The 18469-nt window shown below is 57.6% G+C and carries 21 protein-coding genes; 11 read left to right on the forward strand and 10 right to left on the reverse strand.

Annotated features, from left to right (window positions below; genetic code table 11):
* Positions 1-130: 130 nt before the first annotated feature.
* On the reverse strand, positions 131-1630 hold the full coding sequence (locus Z946_RS0101740) for a CoA-acylating methylmalonate-semialdehyde dehydrogenase (protein ID WP_025054026.1): 1500 nt from the start codon (positions 1628-1630) through the stop codon (positions 131-133).
* 145 nt (positions 1631-1775) lie between these two features.
* Between Z946_RS0101740 and Z946_RS0101745 the strand changes: the two genes are divergently transcribed.
* The 3 genes from Z946_RS0101745 (at position 1776) to coaD (ending at position 3761) form a co-directional block, all read left to right on the forward strand.
* A complete protein-coding gene (locus tag Z946_RS0101745) occupies positions 1776-2672 on the forward strand; it encodes a LysR family transcriptional regulator (protein WP_025054027.1) in 897 nt (298 codons plus the stop codon).
* Between the two features lie 72 nt (positions 2673-2744).
* The gene (locus Z946_RS0101750) at positions 2745-3179 is read left to right on the forward strand and encodes a CBS domain-containing protein (RefSeq protein WP_025054028.1); all 435 of its coding nucleotides are present in this window, start codon (positions 2745-2747) and stop codon (positions 3177-3179) included.
* Between the two features lie 84 nt (positions 3180-3263).
* Positions 3264-3761, forward strand: a complete 498-nt coding sequence (gene coaD / locus Z946_RS0101755; protein ID WP_025054029.1) for a pantetheine-phosphate adenylyltransferase — start codon at positions 3264-3266, stop codon at positions 3759-3761.
* On the opposite strand, the gene gap (Z946_RS0101760) is transcribed toward coaD, so the two are convergent.
* The 3 genes from gap (Z946_RS0101760) to gap (Z946_RS0101770) form a co-directional block, all read right to left on the reverse strand.
* Positions 3758-4759, reverse strand: a complete 1002-nt coding sequence (gene gap, locus Z946_RS0101760) for a type I glyceraldehyde-3-phosphate dehydrogenase (protein ID WP_025054030.1) — start codon at positions 4757-4759, stop codon at positions 3758-3760. The two genes, coaD and gap (Z946_RS0101760), sit on opposite strands and share 4 nt — an antisense overlap.
* A 144-nt stretch (positions 4760-4903) precedes the next feature.
* On the reverse strand, positions 4904-5089 hold the full coding sequence (locus Z946_RS0101765) for a hypothetical protein (protein ID WP_081780754.1): 186 nt from the start codon (positions 5087-5089) through the stop codon (positions 4904-4906).
* A gap of 51 nt (positions 5090-5140) precedes the next feature.
* Entirely contained in the window at positions 5141-6142 is a 1002-nt protein-coding gene (gene gap, locus Z946_RS0101770; protein WP_025054032.1) for a type I glyceraldehyde-3-phosphate dehydrogenase, read from the reverse strand.
* 194 nt (positions 6143-6336) lie between these two features.
* Between gap (Z946_RS0101770) and Z946_RS20325 the strand changes: the two genes are divergently transcribed.
* Positions 6337-7323, forward strand: a complete 987-nt coding sequence (locus Z946_RS20325) for a DUF808 domain-containing protein (RefSeq protein ID WP_037969002.1) — start codon at positions 6337-6339, stop codon at positions 7321-7323.
* A gap of 60 nt (positions 7324-7383) precedes the next feature.
* Here Z946_RS20325 and Z946_RS21570 read toward each other — a convergent pair whose 3' ends face one another.
* Both Z946_RS21570 and tkt read right to left on the reverse strand, forming a co-directional pair.
* Positions 7384-7551, reverse strand: coding sequence for a hypothetical protein (locus Z946_RS21570; RefSeq protein ID WP_160170259.1), 168 nt, complete (start codon positions 7549-7551; stop codon positions 7384-7386).
* Positions 7552-7801: 250 nt separating this feature from the next.
* The gene (gene tkt / locus Z946_RS0101785; protein WP_025054033.1) at positions 7802-9817 is read right to left on the reverse strand and encodes a transketolase; all 2016 of its coding nucleotides are present in this window, start codon (positions 9815-9817) and stop codon (positions 7802-7804) included.
* Between the two features lie 279 nt (positions 9818-10096).
* Between tkt and Z946_RS0101790 the strand changes: the two genes are divergently transcribed.
* Both Z946_RS0101790 and Z946_RS0101795 read left to right on the forward strand, forming a co-directional pair.
* The gene (locus Z946_RS0101790) at positions 10097-10594 is read left to right on the forward strand and encodes a hypothetical protein (RefSeq protein WP_025054034.1); all 498 of its coding nucleotides are present in this window, start codon (positions 10097-10099) and stop codon (positions 10592-10594) included.
* Positions 10594-10983: a cell division protein ZapA gene (locus Z946_RS0101795; protein WP_025054035.1), complete on the forward strand. Its 390-nt coding sequence runs from the start codon at positions 10594-10596 to the stop codon at positions 10981-10983. The genes Z946_RS0101790 and Z946_RS0101795 overlap by 1 nt, the downstream gene beginning before the upstream one ends.
* 24 nt (positions 10984-11007) lie before the next feature.
* Here the strand turns inward: Z946_RS0101795 and Z946_RS0101800 are convergent, their stop codons facing one another.
* The 4 genes from Z946_RS0101800 to Z946_RS0101815 form a co-directional block, all read right to left on the reverse strand.
* Positions 11008-11706 carry a cyclic nucleotide-binding domain-containing protein gene (locus Z946_RS0101800; protein ID WP_025054036.1) on the reverse strand — a complete coding sequence of 233 codons (699 nt, stop codon included), beginning with the start codon at positions 11704-11706 and terminating at the stop codon, positions 11008-11010.
* Between the two features lie 150 nt (positions 11707-11856).
* Positions 11857-12219, reverse strand: coding sequence for a Grx4 family monothiol glutaredoxin (grxD, locus tag Z946_RS0101805; protein ID WP_025054037.1), 363 nt, complete (start codon positions 12217-12219; stop codon positions 11857-11859).
* On the reverse strand, positions 12212-12556 hold the full coding sequence (locus tag Z946_RS0101810; protein WP_025054038.1) for a hypothetical protein: 345 nt from the start codon (positions 12554-12556) through the stop codon (positions 12212-12214). Before Z946_RS0101810 ends, grxD begins: the two co-directional genes overlap by 8 nt.
* Positions 12557-12561: 5 nt before the next feature.
* Positions 12562-12798 carry a BolA/IbaG family iron-sulfur metabolism protein gene (locus Z946_RS0101815; protein ID WP_025054039.1) on the reverse strand — a complete coding sequence of 79 codons (237 nt, stop codon included), beginning with the start codon at positions 12796-12798 and terminating at the stop codon, positions 12562-12564.
* Positions 12799-13017: 219 nt separating this feature from the next.
* Here Z946_RS0101815 and Z946_RS0101820 point away from each other — a divergent pair, with 219 nt between their 5' ends.
* From Z946_RS0101820 to Z946_RS0101840, 5 genes are all read left to right on the forward strand, one after another.
* Entirely contained in the window at positions 13018-13986 is a 969-nt protein-coding gene (locus Z946_RS0101820; RefSeq protein ID WP_025054040.1) for an XdhC family protein, read from the forward strand.
* Positions 13983-14981, forward strand: a complete 999-nt coding sequence (locus Z946_RS0101825; protein ID WP_025054041.1) for a molybdopterin-binding protein — start codon at positions 13983-13985, stop codon at positions 14979-14981. Before Z946_RS0101820 ends, Z946_RS0101825 begins: the two co-directional genes overlap by 4 nt.
* 151 nt (positions 14982-15132) lie before the next feature.
* Entirely contained in the window at positions 15133-15618 is a 486-nt protein-coding gene (locus tag Z946_RS0101830) for a (2Fe-2S)-binding protein (RefSeq protein ID WP_025054042.1), read from the forward strand.
* Positions 15619-15951: a VOC family protein gene (locus Z946_RS0101835; protein ID WP_025054043.1), complete on the forward strand. Its 333-nt coding sequence runs from the start codon at positions 15619-15621 to the stop codon at positions 15949-15951.
* A gap of 86 nt (positions 15952-16037) precedes the next feature.
* A complete protein-coding gene (locus Z946_RS0101840; protein WP_025054044.1) occupies positions 16038-18458 on the forward strand; it encodes a xanthine dehydrogenase family protein molybdopterin-binding subunit in 2421 nt (806 codons plus the stop codon).
* Positions 18459-18469: the final 11 nt, after the last annotated feature.

The following is an 18469-nucleotide window of genomic DNA, read 5'->3' on the forward strand; positions in this document are numbered from 1 at the left end:
GGCAGTTAATGAACAAGTGTTAAATTCCAATTATTGCAAGACTTTTGCAAGGGGGTAGTCCAGATGAATTTCAATCCCTGATATGAAAAGAGCGGGCGCTGCCGCCCGCTCAAGTCTTTGTTAATTCTGTTTATTCCATCACGGGGATTGAGAATTCACCGCCTTCTTTAATGCCTGAAGGCCAGCGCGCGGTAACAGTCTTTGTCCGCGTATAGAACTTGAACGCATCCGGTCCGTGCTGGTTCAGGTCGCCAAAGACGGATTTCTTCCAGCCGCCGAAAGTGTGATAGGCCAGTGGTACAGGGATCGGTACGTTGATGCCGACCATGCCGATGTTGATCCGGTTGGCAAAGTCACGCGCCGCGTCGCCGTCGCGGGTAAAGATGGCGGTACCGTTGCCGTATTCGTGATCCATCGCCAGACCCAACGCTTCTTCATATGATTGGGCGCGCACACAGGTCAGCACAGGGCCGAAGATTTCCTGCTGGTAGATATCCATATCCTTGGTCGCGCGGTCAAAGAGGTGTGGCCCGATAAAGTAACCGTCCTCATAGCCTTGCAGTTTGAAATCGCGTCCATCAACGACCAGTTCCGCGCCCTGATCGATGCCGGTCTGGACCAGACGTTCGATATTGGCCTTGGCCTGGGCGGTGACGACAGGGCCGTAATCTACATCGTTGCCTGAGGTGTAGGGGCCAACTTTGAGCTTTTCGATACGTGGTACCAGCTCTTTGATCAGCCTGTCGGCTGTTTCATCTCCAACAGGCACGGCGACGGAGATTGCCATGCAACGTTCGCCGGCCGCACCATAACCGGCACCCACAAGCGCATCAGCCGCCTGCGCCATGTCAGCGTCAGGCATGATAATCATGTGGTTCTTGGCACCGCCGAAACATTGAACGCGTTTACCGTTCGCACAGCCTGTGGCGTAGATGTATTCAGCAATCGGGGTGGAGCCGACAAAGCCCACCGATTGAATGATAGGATCGTGCAGGATCGCGTCGACCGCTTCCTTGTCACCGTTGACGACTTGAAGGATGCCTTTGGGCAGACCCGCTTCCTCGGCCAGTTCCGCCAGCATCAGCGGCACGGATGGGTCACGCTCTGACGGCTTGAGGATGAAGGCGTTGCCGCAGGCGATGGCAGGGGCGAACATCCACATCGGGATCATAGCGGGGAAGTTGAATGGCGTGATGCCTGCGGTAACGCCAAGCGCCTGACGCATGGAGTACATGTCGATGCCGGGACCAGCGGAATCTGTGTATTCGCCTTTGAGGAGCTGGGGCGCACCGATGCAGTATTCCACAACTTCGAGGCCGCGCTGCACATCGCCTGCCGCATCAGGCAATGTCTTGCCGTGTTCACGGCTCAGCGCTTCGGCCAGTTTGTCCATGTCACGGTTCAGCAGTGTCACCAGCTTCATCAGCACGCGCGCGCGGCGCTGGGGGTTCGTGGCTGCCCATGCGGGCTGTGCGGCCTGCGCTGCGGCAACTGCCTGATCCATCTCGTCCTTTGACGCGAGCGGGCATTTTGCCTGAACTTCGCCTGTGGCAGGGTTCATAACATCGGCGAAACGGCCAGAAGTGCCTTTTACGTGGGCACCGTTGATGTAGTGGGTAAGTTCTTGCATGTGGGGGTCCTCCTTGGGTTGGGGGCAGTCTAGTCTTGCAAAAAGGTAAGCAACAGGGGCAGTTTTACAAAACGGTCTTGCAAATTCGCAAGATCACTCTCCGGGGAACGACTGATTGATTTTGGAGGTCGAGTGAAGGGACGTCATGGCACATAACTGGGATGATCTTCGGCTGTTTCTGGCGGTCGCGCGAGAGCGCACACTTTCGAGCGCGGGCAAACTTGTGCGGCTCGATCCTGCAACGCTTGGTCGGCGGGTGGCGCGATTGGAAAAGCAGCTCGATGCGGTGCTGTTCGTCAAATCACCACAAGGCTATGCCTTGACCGAGGCGGGTGAGCAGTTGTTCCGGCGTGCAGAGGCGGCAGACCGGGCGATGCGGCTGGCCATGGCCGAGGTGGTGCCGCCCAGCGACATGCTAACTGGACAGATCCGCATAGGGGCACCGGACGGCGCGGCAAACTTTCTGTTGCCGCAAATCTGCGCGGGTCTTGCTGCTGACCATCCCGGCCTGGATATCCAGATTGTTGCTTTGCCACGTGTGTTCAACTTGTCGCGTCGAGAAGCGGACATGGCGATCGCCGTTAGCGCACCCGAGGCGGGCAGGTTGGTTGTCCAGAAGCTCAGCGCCTACCGTCTGCATCTGGCGGCCGCCGAAAGCTATCTGGCCGGGCACCCGCCGATCCGGTCAACCGACGATCTGAAGTCGCACAGGATCGTCGGCTATATCGCTGATATGATCTTTGATCGCGAGCTCGATTATCTCGCGGATCTTGGCCTCACCCGCGTGCCGCTGGCGTCGAATTCCGTGTCTGTTCAAGGCCAGATCATCCGGCAGGGTGGCGGCGTGGGCATCGTCCATGATTTTGCGCTGCCATTCCTGCCCGGCGTGCGGCCTGTGCTGGCCCACGACATCCATCTGGAGCGGGCGTTTTATCTGATCCGCCATGCGGATGATCGCGGCAACCAACGGTTGAGCCAGTTCGCTGACCTGTTAAGCGCTGCAATCCGCCGCGAACTGCGCAGATTGGAGGCAAAGGCTTGACACAAATACCCTTTGTGGCGGACGCTGAGGGGGAACCTGATGATCAGGCGTGCATGCGAGGGAGGATCACCGATGCTGGTTTCACAGATACTCAAGTCAAAATCCGATGATGGCGTTGTGACATCGCAACCGACCATGCTGATATCCGAGGCCGCAGCAGAGCTATCCGCCAAGCGGATCGGTACTCTTGTAATCTCAAACGACGGCAAATCGCCGATCGGCATTCTGTCAGAGCGCGACATTGTGCGCGAGCTGGGCAAACAGGGCGCAGGGTGTCTGACACAAACGGTAGACAAGCTGATGACCACGAAACTGGTCACTTGTTCACGAGACGACCGTGCTGATGAAATTCTTCAACAGATGACCGAAGGGCGTTTCCGCCACATGCCTGTGCTTGAGGACGGCGTGCTGGTGGGCCTTATTTCGCTGGGCGATGTGGTCAAGGCCCGTCTGGCCGAACTCGCGATGGAGAAAAACGCGCTCGAAGGCATGATCATGGGTCATTAGCGCGGCTCATCACAATCGGGTTGCACCCCTGCGCGGGGCATGGTTGCTTGGCGTCGACAGAGGGCATAATTCAGGAATATTTCGATGCGCGTAGGCCTTTATCCCGGGACGTTTGATCCGATCACATTAGGCCATGTGGACATCATGCGCCGTGCAGCGACGCTTGTAGACAAGCTTGTCATCGGGGTTGCGATCAACCGCGACAAGGGCCCGTTGTTCTCGCTCGAAGAGCGGGTCGAGATGGTCGAGGCGCAATGCGCAGACCTGAAGGCAAAGACGGGAATCGAAATTGTGGTTCACCCGTTTGAGAACCTTTTGATCAACTGCGCCCATGATGTCGGGGCGCAGATGATTGTGCGGGGTCTGCGTGCCGTTGCTGACTTTGAGTATGAATATCAGATGGTTGGCATGAACCGCCAGCTTGACGATTCAATCGAGACAGTGTTCTTGATGGCCGAAGCGCAACATCAGGCGATTGCCAGCAAACTGGTGAAAGAAATCGCCCGCCTTGACGGTGACATCAGCAAATTCGTCATGCCAAGTGTCGAAGCTGCGGTGCGGGCCAAATTCGATAAGACCTAAATCAGTTGGGCCATTCGATTTGCCGTATCCAGCATCCGGTTGGAGAACGCCCATTCGTTGTCATACCACGCCAGCACGCGCATCAAATTTCCCTGCTGAACGGTTGTCTGGTCGCCCGCGACAATCGCACTGGCAGGGTCTTGGTTAAAGTCGATTGAAACCATCTTGCGATCCGTAAAGTCGATGATCCCTTCGAACGGGCCATCAGCAGCCTCTGCGAAAAGGGCGTTGATGTCCTCGGGGGTGGCTGGTTTCTCTGTCTCGACGACCAGATCAATACAAGAGACATTTGGTGTCGGCACACGAATGGCAGTTCCGATGATCCTGTCCTTCAACTGGGGAAGGACCACACCCAGAGTTTCTGCCGCGCCTGTTGTTGTCGGGATCATCGACAGCGCAGCGGCACGCGCGCGGTAAAGGTCGGCATGGGCGGTGTCATGCAGCGTCTGTGTGCCTGTGTAGCTGTGAACGGTGGTCATGTGTCCCCGTGTGATGCCGTAAGTTTGGTTCAAGAGGTGGGCCACGGGAACCAGACAATTCGTTGTGCAGGACGCATTGCTCAGAATGATATCCCGCGATTCAATCTGATCGTGGTTCACACCGTAGACAATTGTCTTGAGATCACCGTTGGCTGGTGCCGAGATCAGCACGCGCTTTGATCCGTTGCGAAGGTGCCGTGCCGCGTCTTCCGGGGCGCGGAAAAAACCCGAGCATTCCAGCACGATATCCACGTCGGACCAGTCAAGCTTTTCTGGTGCGGTCTCGTGGCTCATGCGGATGGGGCCAGTTCCGATGTCCATGGTATTCTGGCCCAGCGTTACCGCCTGACGAAACCGGCCGTGTATGGAATCGAGTTCAAACAGATGGGCGCTTGTCGCAAGCGGGGTGGGATCATTGATCGCGACCACTTGCATCTGCGGCAAATCACGCTCTGTCAGTGCGCGCAGAATGCTGCGCCCAATGCGACCAAAACCATTGATGCCAAGCTTGATTGTCATGAGGTCCTCATTTGATCAAATTATGTGATTAGAAATGGCGGCTTGGCGGCCCGTGTCAACGGGCAGGGCAGGGTAAACAAGTACCAATACAATTTTTAAGGGCTATGAGGTGATTGGTCGTTCAGGTGCGGCGCGCGGCCAAGGTTATCGCCAGAAAGCGATGTATTCGATCAAATCGGCCAGCTTCTTGCCTAGAAAGATCATATGCTCGGTGCCGAAGTAGAAAACGTCAACCAAACCGGCGACGATCAAGATGATGGCAAGAATGATGGCAATTGTATTGGTCAATGCAAATGCTCCGCACAGGTCCGCACCGATATGACAGGGCATTCTGTTTGGTGCAAGGGGCCCAGCAGACGCAAAAGCTGAGCACCCAAGCGTTTAGCCCAGTGCGCCCATCGCCACTGCAACATCAGCCATGCGCACAGAAAAGGCCCATTCGTTGTCATACCAAGACAGAACGCGCACTGTGCGGCCTGCGACAACAATCGTCTGGTCAGGTGCAAAGATTGACGATTCGCTTGTGTGATTGAAGTCGATGCTGACTTTCTGCTCCGGATCATAGCCCAAGACGCCCTTCATCGGACCTTTGGCTGCTGCTTTGGCTGCGGCGTTCACTTCCTCGACAGTAACATCACGGGATGCGGTGAATGTCAGGTCCACGGCAGACACATTCGGCGTCGGGACGCGCATCGCCGTACCGTCCAGTTTGCCCTTCATCGCGGGGTACACCTCGCCCAATGCTTTGGCAGCGCCTGTAGATGTAGGGATCAATGCCATCGCGGCGGCACGCGCGCGGTACAAATCGGAATGACGGCGGTCCAGGGTTGGCTGGTCGCCGGTATAGCTGTGGATCGTGGTCATCAAACCGCTCTCGATACCGATGGCCTCGTGCATGACCTTTGCCAACGGGGCCAGACAGTTTGTCGTGCAAGAACCGTTGGAAATGATCTTGTCAGATTTCAACATTGTCTCGTGGTTGACGCCATAGACCACTGTGCGATCTACGTTTTTTCCGGGCGCGGAGAGCAATACACGCTTCGCACCCTGTTCCAAGTGGACGTTTGCCTTGTTGCCGTCGTTGAACTTGCCAGTACATTCCAGCACCACATCGCAACCGCTCCAGTCCAGCTCTTCCAGATGGTAGGTCGACATCACCTCAATATCGTTCTGACCCAGATTGAGATACCCGTCCTCTATCCGCACATCGCCAGGGAACCGTCCATGCACACTGTCGTATTTCAGCAGATGCGCCGCCGTCTCGATCGGCCCTGTTGCGTTCAGCTTGACCACCTGAATGTCTTCGCGCCCCGATGCTGCGATGTGGTTGAGCGTGCAGCGGCCGATACGGCCAAATCCGTTGATACCAACTTTGATGGTCATGCTGAGGTCCTTTGGGGCGGGATGCTTGGGCGCTCTATAGGCATACCGGTGGGACGGGTTAAAGGGGGAAAGAGGGTGGATAAGTAGCTGTTAGCGCTAAATTTTTATGTTAGCGTTAAAGCAGCGTTGCAGTCTTGGTTGCAGCGGTCATCGAACGCGCTATCTCCGGCAGACGGGACAAAAGGAAGAATACGATGAGTGGCTTGATTGCTTTGTTGGACGATGTAGCGGCGATTGCCAAAGTGGCGGCGTCATCTATTGACGATGTGATCGGTCAGGCAGCCAAGGCTGGAACCAAGGCGGCAGGGGCCGTGATTGACGATGCCGCGGTAACGCCAAAATACGTGCAAGGGTTTGAGGCCAGCCGCGAATTACCCGTTATCTGGAAAATTACCAAAGGCAGTCTGCGCAACAAGCTGGTGTTCCTGCTGCCCGCAGGTCTGGCGCTATCCGCCTTCGCACCATGGGCCATTGCGCCCCTGCTGATGCTGGGCGGCGCATATCTTTGTTTTGAAGGCGCTGAAAAAGTTGCTCATGCGCTTGGGTGGGGGCACGGCCACGAAGACTATCCGAACAAAGAAAACGTCATCGAAGATCCGGCCCACCTGGAAGAGGAAAAAGCGGCAGGTGCGATCAAGACAGATTTCATTCTGTCAGCCGAGATTATGACGATCGCACTCGCCGCCATTCCTGCGTCAACGTTCTGGATGGAGGCAGCAACGCTGGCCGCGGTCGCAGTCATGATCACCGTCGCTGTCTATGGTGCTGTCGCGATTATCGTAAAAATGGATGATCTGGGTCTGGCGATGGCCAACAATGGGCGTCTGGGCCTGACCCGCACGCTTGGCCGTGGTCTGGTACGCGGCATGCCGGGTTTTCTTAAGACGCTGACCGTTGTGGGGACCGCTGCGATGTTGTGGGTTGGCGGATCAATCATTGTACACGGATTGGAAGAGCTGGGCTTCAGCACACTGGGGCACTGGATACATGACGCTGCATATGCGTTCGCGCATATGGTGCCAGCGTCCATCGAGGGAGCGGCGGAGTGGGGCGCGAAAGCGGTGATGGATGGTATTCTGGGCCTCGGAATAGGTCTGGTTCTGATCCCCATCGGGGAAAAGATCGTTACGCCGATATGGCGGGCCATTTTCTCAAGAAAGCCTGCAGTTCGAGCAGGTTGAGCGCATTAGATAAACCTAAGTGTGAAGGTCTAATGGAATAGAAACCCGTTTTTCGGGTCTTTATCTGATGCCGCGCAAGGCGATATTTGCAATCAGTGCTGCCATAAATAACTGCCCCGACAGCACATAGATGATAAACGCGGTCAGCAAGGTGCCACCAAGGACAACCCAGATCGTAGCTGCTGTTAGTCCAGCACAAACTGCGGCTAAGAGAAGTGCAATGGGCATGGCGTCTTCCTTTTCACAGATGCCAAAAATGACCATAGCCACCGGCACGATAACAAAGAGTTAACAACAATTACCATTCAACCTTAGGGTAGGTGGTCTTGGGTATCTATCGTAAAGGGTGCATTGCGCGATTTTCGGCGGTGGGTTGCTGATTTGCCGCGGATTGCCGCCGACGGGTCACCTCAAACGCAAAGAGGCCCGCCCGGCGATGTCCGAGCGGGCCTCTGTAAGGCGTTGATTTTGGGTCAAATCAGAGCAAGTCGCGGGCCGCCTGAGCAACACCCTCGGCTGTAATGCCGAATTTCTCGAACAGTTCTTCGGCAGGGGCAGAGGCACCGAACCGGTCCATCCCGACAAAGCCGGCTTTTCCGAACTTGCCGCGCTCTCCGAGCAACCACTGATCCCAGCCCATACGCACACCGGCTTCAACACCGACGCGCACGGCACCACCTGGCAAGACCCGCTTGCGGTAAGCGTCGTCCTGTGCGGCAAACAGCTCCATACAAGGCATGGACACGACGCGGGTGCCGATCCCTTCGGCCTGCAAAAGATCGCGTGCAGCCATCGCTGTGCTGACTTCTGAGCCTGATGCAATCAGAATCACCTGACGTTTGGTGTCGGCATCTGCCAACACGTATGCACCTTTTTCGACCATGTTGGTGTTTTTGTGCTCTGTTCGGACGGTGGGCAGCCCCTGACGCGTCAGCGACAGCACAGAGGGCGTCTCCTTAAGGCTCAGCGCGATTTCCCAGGCTTCTGCCGTTTCAACAGTATCGGCAGGGCGGAATACATACGTGTTCGGTGTCGCACGGCTGATGGCCAGATGCTCTACCGGCTGGTGGGTAGGGCCGTCTTCGCCAAGGCCGATGCTGTCGTGCGTCATCACAAAAACAGACGGCAGCTTGCTTAGCGCGGCCAAGCGCATGGCAGGGCGGGCATAATCTGTGAAGCACATGAAGGTACCGCCATAAGGGCGCACGCCACCATGAAGCGCCATACCGTTCATGGCACTCGCCATGCCGTGCTCGCGGATACCCCAATAGATATAGCGGCCCGCACGGTTGTCTGTGTCAAAAACACCCAGATCACCTGTCTTGGTGTTGTTGGAGCCTGTCAGATCAGCGGAACCACCGACGGTTTCAGGCATGATCGGATTGAGCACCTCAAGGACTTTTTCAGAAGAGGCGCGGGTTGCCAGCTTGGGCGCGGCCTCTGACATCTGCTTTTTGAATGCCTTGATTGTCGCACTCAGCTTTTTCGGAGCATCCAGTGCCAGTGCGCGGTTGAATGTCTCGCGCTTGGCGCGTGGCATCTTGTCAAAGCGCTCTTCCCAAGCCTGACGCTCGGCCACACCGCGCTTGCCGATCTCTTCCCATGCAGATTTGACGTCTTTTGGAATTTCGAAAGCACCGTATTTCCAGCCGTAGGCCTCTTTTGCGGCGGTCAACTGCTGCGGGTCGGTTAAGGCACCGTGGCCTTTTGACGTATCCTGCGCGGCGTGACCCAATGCGATATGCGTCTTGCATGCGATCATTGTTGGCATGTCGGACTTACGGGCCTCGGTCAGGGCCGCGTCAATCTCTTCGGGATTGTGGCCGTCGATTTCAATCGTGTGCCACTGTGCGGCTTTGAAACGCGCGACCTGATCGGTGTGGTCCGACAGGGTGACGGGGCCGTCGATGGTGATGTTGTTGTTGTCCCACATCACGATCAGCTTGCTGAGCTTGTGGCGTCCGGCAAGCGTGATCGCTTCCTGACTGACACCTTCCATCAGACAGCCGTCGCCAGCAATGACGTAGGTGTGGTGGTCGACGACCTTGGCACCATAAGTTGCGCGCTGGATTTCTTCGGCCATGGCAAAGCCGACGGAATTGGCGATGCCTTGCCCCAAAGGACCGGTGGTCACTTCGACCGCGTCAGCAAGGAAATTCTCGGGGTGGCCCGCCGTGCGTGCGCTCATCTGGCGGAAGTTTTTCAGCTCTTCGATCGGGAACTGCGTGTCACCCACAAGGTGCAAAAGCGAATAGATCAGCATCGAGCCGTGACCGGCTGACAGGATGAAACGGTCGCGGTCGGGCCAAAGCGGGTTGGCCGCGTCAAATTTCAGATGCTTTTCGAACAGCACAGTCGCCACATCTGCCATGCCCATCGGCATACCGGAGTGGCCGGAATTGGCGGCGGCAACCGCATCGAGCGTGAGTGCGCGAATGGCGGTGGCTTTGGACCAGTGGTCGGGATTGGCGGTGCGCAGGGCGTTGAGATCCAAGGGAGGTATCCTTAATGAAATGGCATAGGTTTGGGCCGTGCATACCAGCAGGTCCGCAAAGTTCAAGCCAAAGCCAGCGCAGCATGACGCCGCGCTGAAACCATAGGATCAACTTCGCCTCTCAAGTGGCTGATCTAAAACAGGGGGGGCAATCAGGATATTCTTTGGGTAGGATCAGGTAAATCGGGTAGCCGCAGCGATTCGCGGCTCTGGTGGCTGGTCTGCAGGCCGGTTCGCAGAAATCCGGGAACGTAGTATGAGTGGGGGTTCAACCGCGCAATGAGCAATATTGATGAACTGCAACGCCGCATCACGGCAGCAATGGATCGGGTGGCGCAAGGGCTCGACAAGATCGGGAGCACGCCTTCCGGCCCTGATCCTGAGACGGAACAGGCGCTTGAGGACGAGCGTACGGCCAATGCACAGCTGACCGAACGTGTGCGTGCGCTCAAGACCAAGTCGGATGCTGAGATGGCCGGTCTGCGCGCCCAGATCGACGAAGCAGAAGCGCGTATTTCCCAGCTGGATGTGGAGCTGCAACGCGTCCGGCGTGCCAATGCACAGTTAAACGAAGCCTGTAACGCGCTGCGTGAAGCAAACAGCGAAGGCGTCGGCGATCCGCATCTTATCAATAAATCCATGATGGCCGAGCTTGAAGGACTGCGCGCTGCCCGCGCGTCCGATGTCGCCGAAACCAGTGCGATCCTTGCCGCGCTGACGCCGTTGCTGGATACCGCAGGACAGCCCTACGAGCCTACCAACGAGGAGAACGTTTGATGCCAGAGATCAGGATCACAATCGGCGGCCGTCAGTTTGAAGTGGCCTGTCAGGAGGGCGAAGAAAGCTATCTGCACTCTGCCGCCAAGATGCTGGATGACGAGGCGCAGGTGCTGTCCGATCAGGTCGGCCGTATGCCCGAAGGCCGGATGCTTTTGATGGCGGGCCTTTTGCTGGCAGACAAAACCGCCAGTGTAGAGGACCGCATCGCAGAAGTGCGTGCAGAACTTGCAGAGCGTGAAGCGGAGCTTGCCGGTCTGCGCAATGCCACCGTAGAACCCGAACGCATCGAGGTGCCAGTGGTGCCACAGCAAGTCAGTGACACGCTGGCCGAGCTGGCAGCACAGGCCGAAGCGCTCGCCGCGGCGGTCGAAGAAAAAGCGGGTTAGCCCCGCCAACGCGCAAACCGCCGCTCAAGTAACGGTAGGGGGCAAAGCGAACGGCTTGCTCGGAAAGCTCACAGCGAGCTTCCGGGCAATATCTTTGTTCAACAGCACCGAGATTGCGTTGGCCATACTGGATGAGTTGGCCATCATGGACTGCAACTGCCCCAGATCCCAGGCGACATAGCTCGCACCAGCGCGCGCCTTGACGGTCGCCGTGGCACCGCCCCCAAGCAGGAAAGAGATTTCTCCCAAAAAGTTGCCAGGACCCAGATCGCTTTGCAGGTGATCGCGTTCCAGCACGAACCCGTTCGTATTGGTCAGGTACAGGTGCGATGGCGGCATACCTTGTTCGAGAAGCGTAACATCATCATGTGCTTCAACGATCTCGGCCTGCGCCATCATCTGGCGAAACTGGCCGGGATTAAAGTTAGGAAATGACTGGTACAGGGTCAGCATCTCGTCCGTCATGCCGAAAGTCGAACGTTCGCGGAAGATACGGTAGATGACGGGCAGGTTGGACGCCGCAATCAGGGTGCTGGCTGCAATTGCCTCCCACAGGGGGCTTTCGGCGATATAATAGTAATACAAGATGTAGAATAAACTGCCGAGGAAGAGAAAGCCGCGCAAAAGCAGTTCTTTGCGGGTAAGCAGACCCAGCATGTAGCAAAGCACCGCGAGATGCACAAAGCTTGCAGCACCCGAAAAGTACTCAAACATAAATGTCATAAGAATAACCGTTCCGATCTAAATGCGGAAACGGTACGCAAAACACCTTAAATAGCACGGTCTTCGACGATGCCTGCCTGTCGAAAACACCATGGTATCACGCGTGTCGCTACGCCGAAAAACTTCCAGCGTAGCGGAAACTAAATGGAATCAGCCGTTGGCTTCGCGGATCTTGTCCGCGGCGTCTTTGTCGTATGTCACGCCGTTCTGTTCGAACAATGTATCCAGTTCACCCGACAGGGTCATTTCCGTGATGATATCGCAACCGCCGACAAATTCGCCTTTGACGTAAAGCTGCGGAATGGTGGGCCAGTCGGAGAAATCCTTGATGCCCTGACGGATTTCTTCGTCGGCCAGCACGTTCACGTCGGAATAATCGACGCCCATATAATTCAGCACGCCGGCCACGCGGCTGGAGAAGCCACACTGCGGCATCTCTTTGGTGCCTTTCATAAACAACACAACATCGCTCTTGGTGATGGTCTCTTGGATCTGTGTATTCGCGTCACTCATGGTGGTGGTCCTTTGATCTGTTTTTCTGGAACGCGTCGTGAAAACGCGCAGCATAAGTTTCATCGTCGGCAAGCGGTGCCACGTCTGTGTCTGTGCGCCCGAAAAAGCCCGCTTTGCCAAGCCAGTTGGTTTGTCCGCGCTCAAGGCTTTCATTGCGCCGGTTGGTCCGGCTGACCGCATCCAGATCCAGCGCTTCCATGCCCAGTGGCACTTCGGACACCTGTCTTTCCGGCTGGCGACTGGCCAGCGGCCGGTGGATGCCGCGGCGTGCGCGGTACTGAAGCACGGCGATCACCGCGATCAGGGCACCGACAGCAAGGATGGGCCAGAGCGGCAAGATGGCTACTCCGGTACTTTGGTGGTCAGGGCCAGCGCGTGCAGTGCGCCGTTGGGGCCGTCCATTTTGCCCTTGAGCGCAGCATAGACCGCGCGCTGCTGTTGGACGCGGTTCATTCCTTTGAACGAGGCATCAGCAACCATTGCGGCCATATGGACGCCGTCATTGCCTTGCACTTCGATCTGGGCATCGGGAAAGGACGCGCGGATCAACTCTTCGATTTCGTGGGCTTGCATCGGCATGGGGCGGGCTCCGGAGTTGTTGTCTCGCTGGTAGATGTAGTAGCGGGGCAGGCGGTGTGCAAGCAATGGCTGGCCCCCGTTGGCCCGCCATTTAGATATGCATGCAGGCTAACGCGTTATCTGATTGAGAACAGGCGTCCGCCGCAGTAGCGTTGACGCAGATCGCGCCGCATTAGCGCAAGCGCTGAAATGACGACGGCACAGGCGGGGAGTATGAACATGCAGCTAAGCGAACAGGCACCTGAACAAGCGCTGGCGTGGGTCGAGGCAGGGAAAGGGGCTGCCCTGGCCACAGTGATCGAGACATGGGGCTCCGCGCCCCGCCGCGTGGGTGCGCAGCTGGTGATTGCAGGTGACGGCGCAATGGAAGGCTCTGTCTCCGGCGGATGTGTCGAAGGCGCGGTGGTTCTCGAAGCGCTGGAAATTTTGGAGCAGGGCGGCACAAAGGTTCTCGAATACGGTGTCAGCGATGGTGATGCCTTTGCTGTGGGTCTTGCCTGTGGCGGGACGATTCGCATCTTGGTGGAACCGGTGGGTGAGGGCGGTATGCCTTTGCAATTGCTGCGTGATCTGGTGGACGCTCGTAAGACACGCACCCCCGTCGCCTATGAAGTGGCCCTGGACGGATCATCGCGCACGCTGGTGCATGACGGCCATGCGGACCAGTTCCGAATGGACCGATCGGGCGTCAGTGAAGACGGCGAAACCTTTATCGCCATCCACAACCCGCCGCTAAAGTTGATCGTTGTCGGCGGCGTCCACATCGCGCAAACATTGGTGGAAATGGCTTTGGCCACGGGATTTGATCCCATCGTTGTTGACCCGCGCGAGGCGTTCGGGTCGCCCGCCCGTTTCCCGCAAGCGACTGTCGTAAATGATTGGCCGGACGAGGCATTGGAAGCAATCGGCGTGGACACACGCTCCGCCGTAGTGCTTCTGACCCATGATCCGAAACTTGATGATCCTGCATTGCACATCGCCTTGCGCTCTGATGCCTTCTACATCGGCGCATTAGGCAGCAAGCGCACCCATGCGAGCCGGGTCGAGCGATTGGGACAGGCAGGATTTGACGATACACAGATCGCCCGCATTGCGGGGCCTGTTGGGCTAGACATCGGTGCCGCAGGTCCGGCAGAAATAGCGGTCTCCATCATGGCGCAAATGATCCAGACGCTGAGACGGCCGTGAAGTTTGGCGCAGTTGATCTGAAGAACGCCGCAGGTTGCGTCCTTGCGCACTCGGTTGAGCTCGCGAACGGGCGCCTGCGTAAAGGGCGGGTACTGTCAGACGCTGATATCGACGCCTTGCAAGCGGCAGGCGCGTCAGAGGTTATTGTGGCGCGGCTTGGTGCAGACGATGTCGGCGAAGATGCCGCCGCGGCCCGCTTGGCTGCGGCTGTCCTGGGGCAGGCGTCTGGCATCACTGTCACCACGCCTTTCACCGGACGGGTCAACCTGATCGCTGACGGCCCCGGCGTGGTCGAACTGGACGTAGCAGCGCTTGAAGCTGTTAACGCCGTTGATCCGATGATTACCATCGCCACGGTGCCGCCATTCCACCAGATGCGCCCGCGCGGCATGATCGCCACGATCAAAATCATATCCTATGGAGTGCCAGAGGCTGCGTTGGACAAAGCAGTTGTCGCTGCGGGCGAGGGCGCTCTGCGCTTTGCGCAACCGGACCTCAGAACCGCTACGCTGATCATCACCGAAATTCCCGGCGGTGTGGGGGACAAGGGGCGTAAAGCTATCGCAGACCGCCTGACTGCACTGAATGTGACGCTGGCCGACGTCGTCATGGTTCCGCATCAGCCTGCGGCGCTAAGCAATGCGGTTTCACAGTCTAAGAGCGATTTGCTGTTGATCCTGACCGGCTCTGCCACTTCCGACATTGATGATGTGGCCCCGACCGCATTGCTCGAGGCAGGCGGCACGGTCACGCGCTTTGGCATGCCTGTTGATCCGGGAAATCTGTTGTTTCTCGGCGAATTGGGCAGTCGCCCTGTGATTGGGTTGCCCGGTTGCGCGCGCGCGCCTGCGCTCAACGGCGCGGATTGGGTGCTCTCCCGTGTGATCTGTGGAATCCCGGTGACCTCGAAAGACATCGCAGGAATGGGGGTGGGCGGATTGCTGAAGGAAATCCCGACACGCCCCCAGCCCAGACGGGGCCGTAGCACGGCCTGAAGCGTTTGTCGGAACTTCGCGAGAGAGGCCGGTTTTCAAAGGCGGTTCGGATCGAGATTGGCAATATACGACAATAGATGTTTTTTGCGGTTCTCAAGCCTCGGGTCTCGTGCTTAACTCATTCCAAACAAAGATATCTAGGGAGGGTACTATGACACAGGTCAAGATGACCGTGAACGGCAAGGAAATGTCAGGCGATGTGGAAGGCCGCACGCTTTTGGCACAATTCTTGCGCGATGATTTGGAGCTGACCGGCACGCACATCGGCTGCGACACAAGCCAATGCGGCGCGTGTGTGGTCCATGTGAACGGTGAGGCGGTGAAGGCTTGCACCATGTTCGCGGTCGAGGCGAATGGCGCAGAGGTTGCAACCATCGAAGGGCAGGCCAATGCGGATGGATCGCTCAACAAGATCCAGCAGGCGTTTCAGGACCATCACGGTCTACAATGCGGTTTCTGCACGCCGGGTATGGTGATGTCTGCCGCAGCGCTCTTGAAAGACAACCCGAAGCCAAGCGAGGCCGAGGTGCGGCACTATCTGGACGGTAACATCTGCCGTTGCACAGGCTATCACAACATCGTCAAGGCAATCATGGCCGCATCCGGTCAGGATGTGTCGGCGATTGCCGCTGAATAAGTGAGCACGCCGGACTTCATTGAAATCGGCACGGATGATCCGGCCCGCACCGCCGCTTTTTTCGAGGCGGTAATGGGCTGGTGTTGGGAAGACATGGACGGGGGCCAAGGTGGATATTTCACTGACGGAACCCGCAAGGTGGGCATGCATAAAGAGAGTACGCCTTGCATGGTTCCCTATCTGTCAGTCGACGACATTGAAGCTTCGGTACTGCGCGTAAAAACGGCAGGGGGCACTGTAATGGGAGAGATCGCAGATGCCCCGGGCTACGGCCGCTTTGCGACATGCACGGACCCGCGCGGTGTGCGCTTTGGTCTGCATCAGCAAAGCTGAGCGGGGGTGCACCAAGTGTGCGCCTTGCAAGCAACGTTAGAAACGTAAGGTGTCCTTCGCGGGTGCCAATGATGGGAGAGAGAATAATGCCAAAAGATGGTGGAATTGGTGCCAGCAGCAAGCGGCGCGAGGACGTCCGGTTTCTGACCGGCAACGGTAATTACACAGATGATATCAACATGCGCGGACAGACCTATGTCCATTTCCTGCGCTCTGATATCGCACACGGCACGTTGAACTCGGTCGACACGTCGGCAGCGGCAGCAATGCCCGGTGTCATCCAAATTTTTACCGGTACGGATTTCGAAGCCGTCGGCAGCATCCCTTGCGGCTGGCAGGTGACCGACAAACATGGTGAGCCGATGCAGGAACCTCGCCATCCCGTCCTTGCCCACGGCAAGGTGCGCCATGTGGGCGAACCGATTGCCGCCGTCGTTGCAGAAAGCCTGTCACAGGCCCGCGATGCTGCCGAAGCTATCGAGGTCGACATCGCAGAGTTGCCAGCAGTTGTTGACATGAAGGACGCCGTCAAGGAAGGCGCGCCCAAGGTACATGACGATCTGACCAGCAACCTATGCTACGACTGGGGCTTTGTTGAGGAAAACAAAGGCGCGGTCGATGAGGCGTTCAAGAATGCGGCACATGTCACCACGCTGGAGTTGACCAATAACCGTTTGGTGGCAAACCCGATGGAGCCACGTGTCGCGATTGGCGACTACAACCGGTCTGATGAAGAGCACACGCTTTATACCACCTCGCAAAACCCGCATGTCATCCGCCTTTTGATGGGCGCGTTTGTTCTGGGTATTCCGGAGCATAAGTTGCGTGTTGTGGCCCCCGATGTGGGCGGCGGTTTCGGAACAAAAATTTTTCACTATCAGGAAGAGGCGTTCTGCACCTTCGCGGCCAAGGCGATCAACCGCCCGGTCAAGTGGACATCGACCCGCTCGGAGGCGTTTATTTCGGATGCGCATGGTCGCGACCACGTGACCAAAATCGAAATGGCGCTCGATGCGGATAACAACTTTACCGCGCTACGCACCGATACTTACGCCAACATGGGTGCGTATCTGTCGACCTTTGCGCCGTCAGTCCCGACTTGGCTGCATGGCACACTGATGGCGGGGAACTACAAGACACCGCTGATCTATGTGAACGTCAAAGCTGTCTTTACCAACACGGTGCCAGTGGATGCGTACCGCGGTGCGGGCCGCCCCGAAGCGACTTACCAGCTAGAGCGGTTGGTCGATAAATGCGCGCATGAGCTGGGCGTCGATCCGATTGCCCTGCGCCGTCAGAACTTTATCACCGAGTTTCCGTATGCCACGCCTGTCGCGGTGGAATATGACACCGGCGATTACAACGCGACGATGGACAAGCTTGAGGAAATGACGGACATGTCCGGCTTTGAAGCACGGCGCAAGGCGTCAGAGGCCAAGGGCAAGCTGCGCGGTTTTGGTGTGAATTGCTACATCGAGGCCTGCGGCATCGCGCCGTCAAACCTTGTGGGTCAGCTGGGCGCGCGTGCGGGTCTATACGAATCCGCCACGGTACGGGTCAACGCGACCGGCGGTCTGGTCGTGATGACCGGTTCGCACAGCCACGGGCAGGGACACGAGACGTCCTTTGCGCAAGTGGTGGCCGAGATGATCGGCATTGATGAGAGCATGATTGATATTGTGCATGGCGATACCTCCAAAGTGCCGATGGGCATGGGGACTTATGGTTCCCGTTCGATCGCCGTGGGCGGATCGGCCATGGTCCGCGCGACGGAGAAAATCATCGCCAAGGCCAAGAAGATCGCCTCTCACCTGCTCGAAGCCTCCGAAGGGGATATCGAGTTGAAAGACGGTGCGTTCAGCGTTGCGGGCACGGATAAATCTGTCGCTTGGGGTGATGTGACACTGGCAGCCTATGTGCCGCATAACTATCCGCTGGATGACATTGAGCCAGGTCTGGAAGAGACGGCGTTTTACGATCCTTCGAACTTTACCTATCCGTCAGGGGCCTATGCCTGTGAGGTGGAGCTGGATCCGGAGACGGGTCAGGTCACCATCGAACGTTTCGCGGCTGCGGATGACTTCGGCAACATCATCAACCCGATGATCGTGACCGGTCAGGTGCATGGCGGTCTGGCGCAGGGGATCGGGCAAGCACTGCTTGAGAACTGCGCCTACGACGAAGACGGCCAGTTGCTGAGCGCATCCTACATGGACTACGCGATGCCAAGAGCGTCCGATCTGCCGATGTATGATGTAGACCACTCATGCCAGACGCCGTGTACGCACAACCCGTTGGGCGTCAAAGGGTGCGGCGAAGCGGGTGCCATCGGATCACCACCAGCTGTTGTGAATGCGGTGCTGGATGCAATGCGTTCGGGCGGTAAGGATATCGGCCACATCGACATGCCGGTTTCACCAGCCCGCGTTTGGGCGGCGATGAACGGCACGGACGGAACAGCGGCACATGCCGGTGCGACGGCCGCCAACGCAAAACCGAACGGTTAAGGACAAAGGGC

Source organism: Sulfitobacter noctilucicola, from assembly GCF_000622385.1.
GTDB lineage: Bacteria > Pseudomonadota > Alphaproteobacteria > Rhodobacterales > Rhodobacteraceae > Sulfitobacter > Sulfitobacter noctilucicola.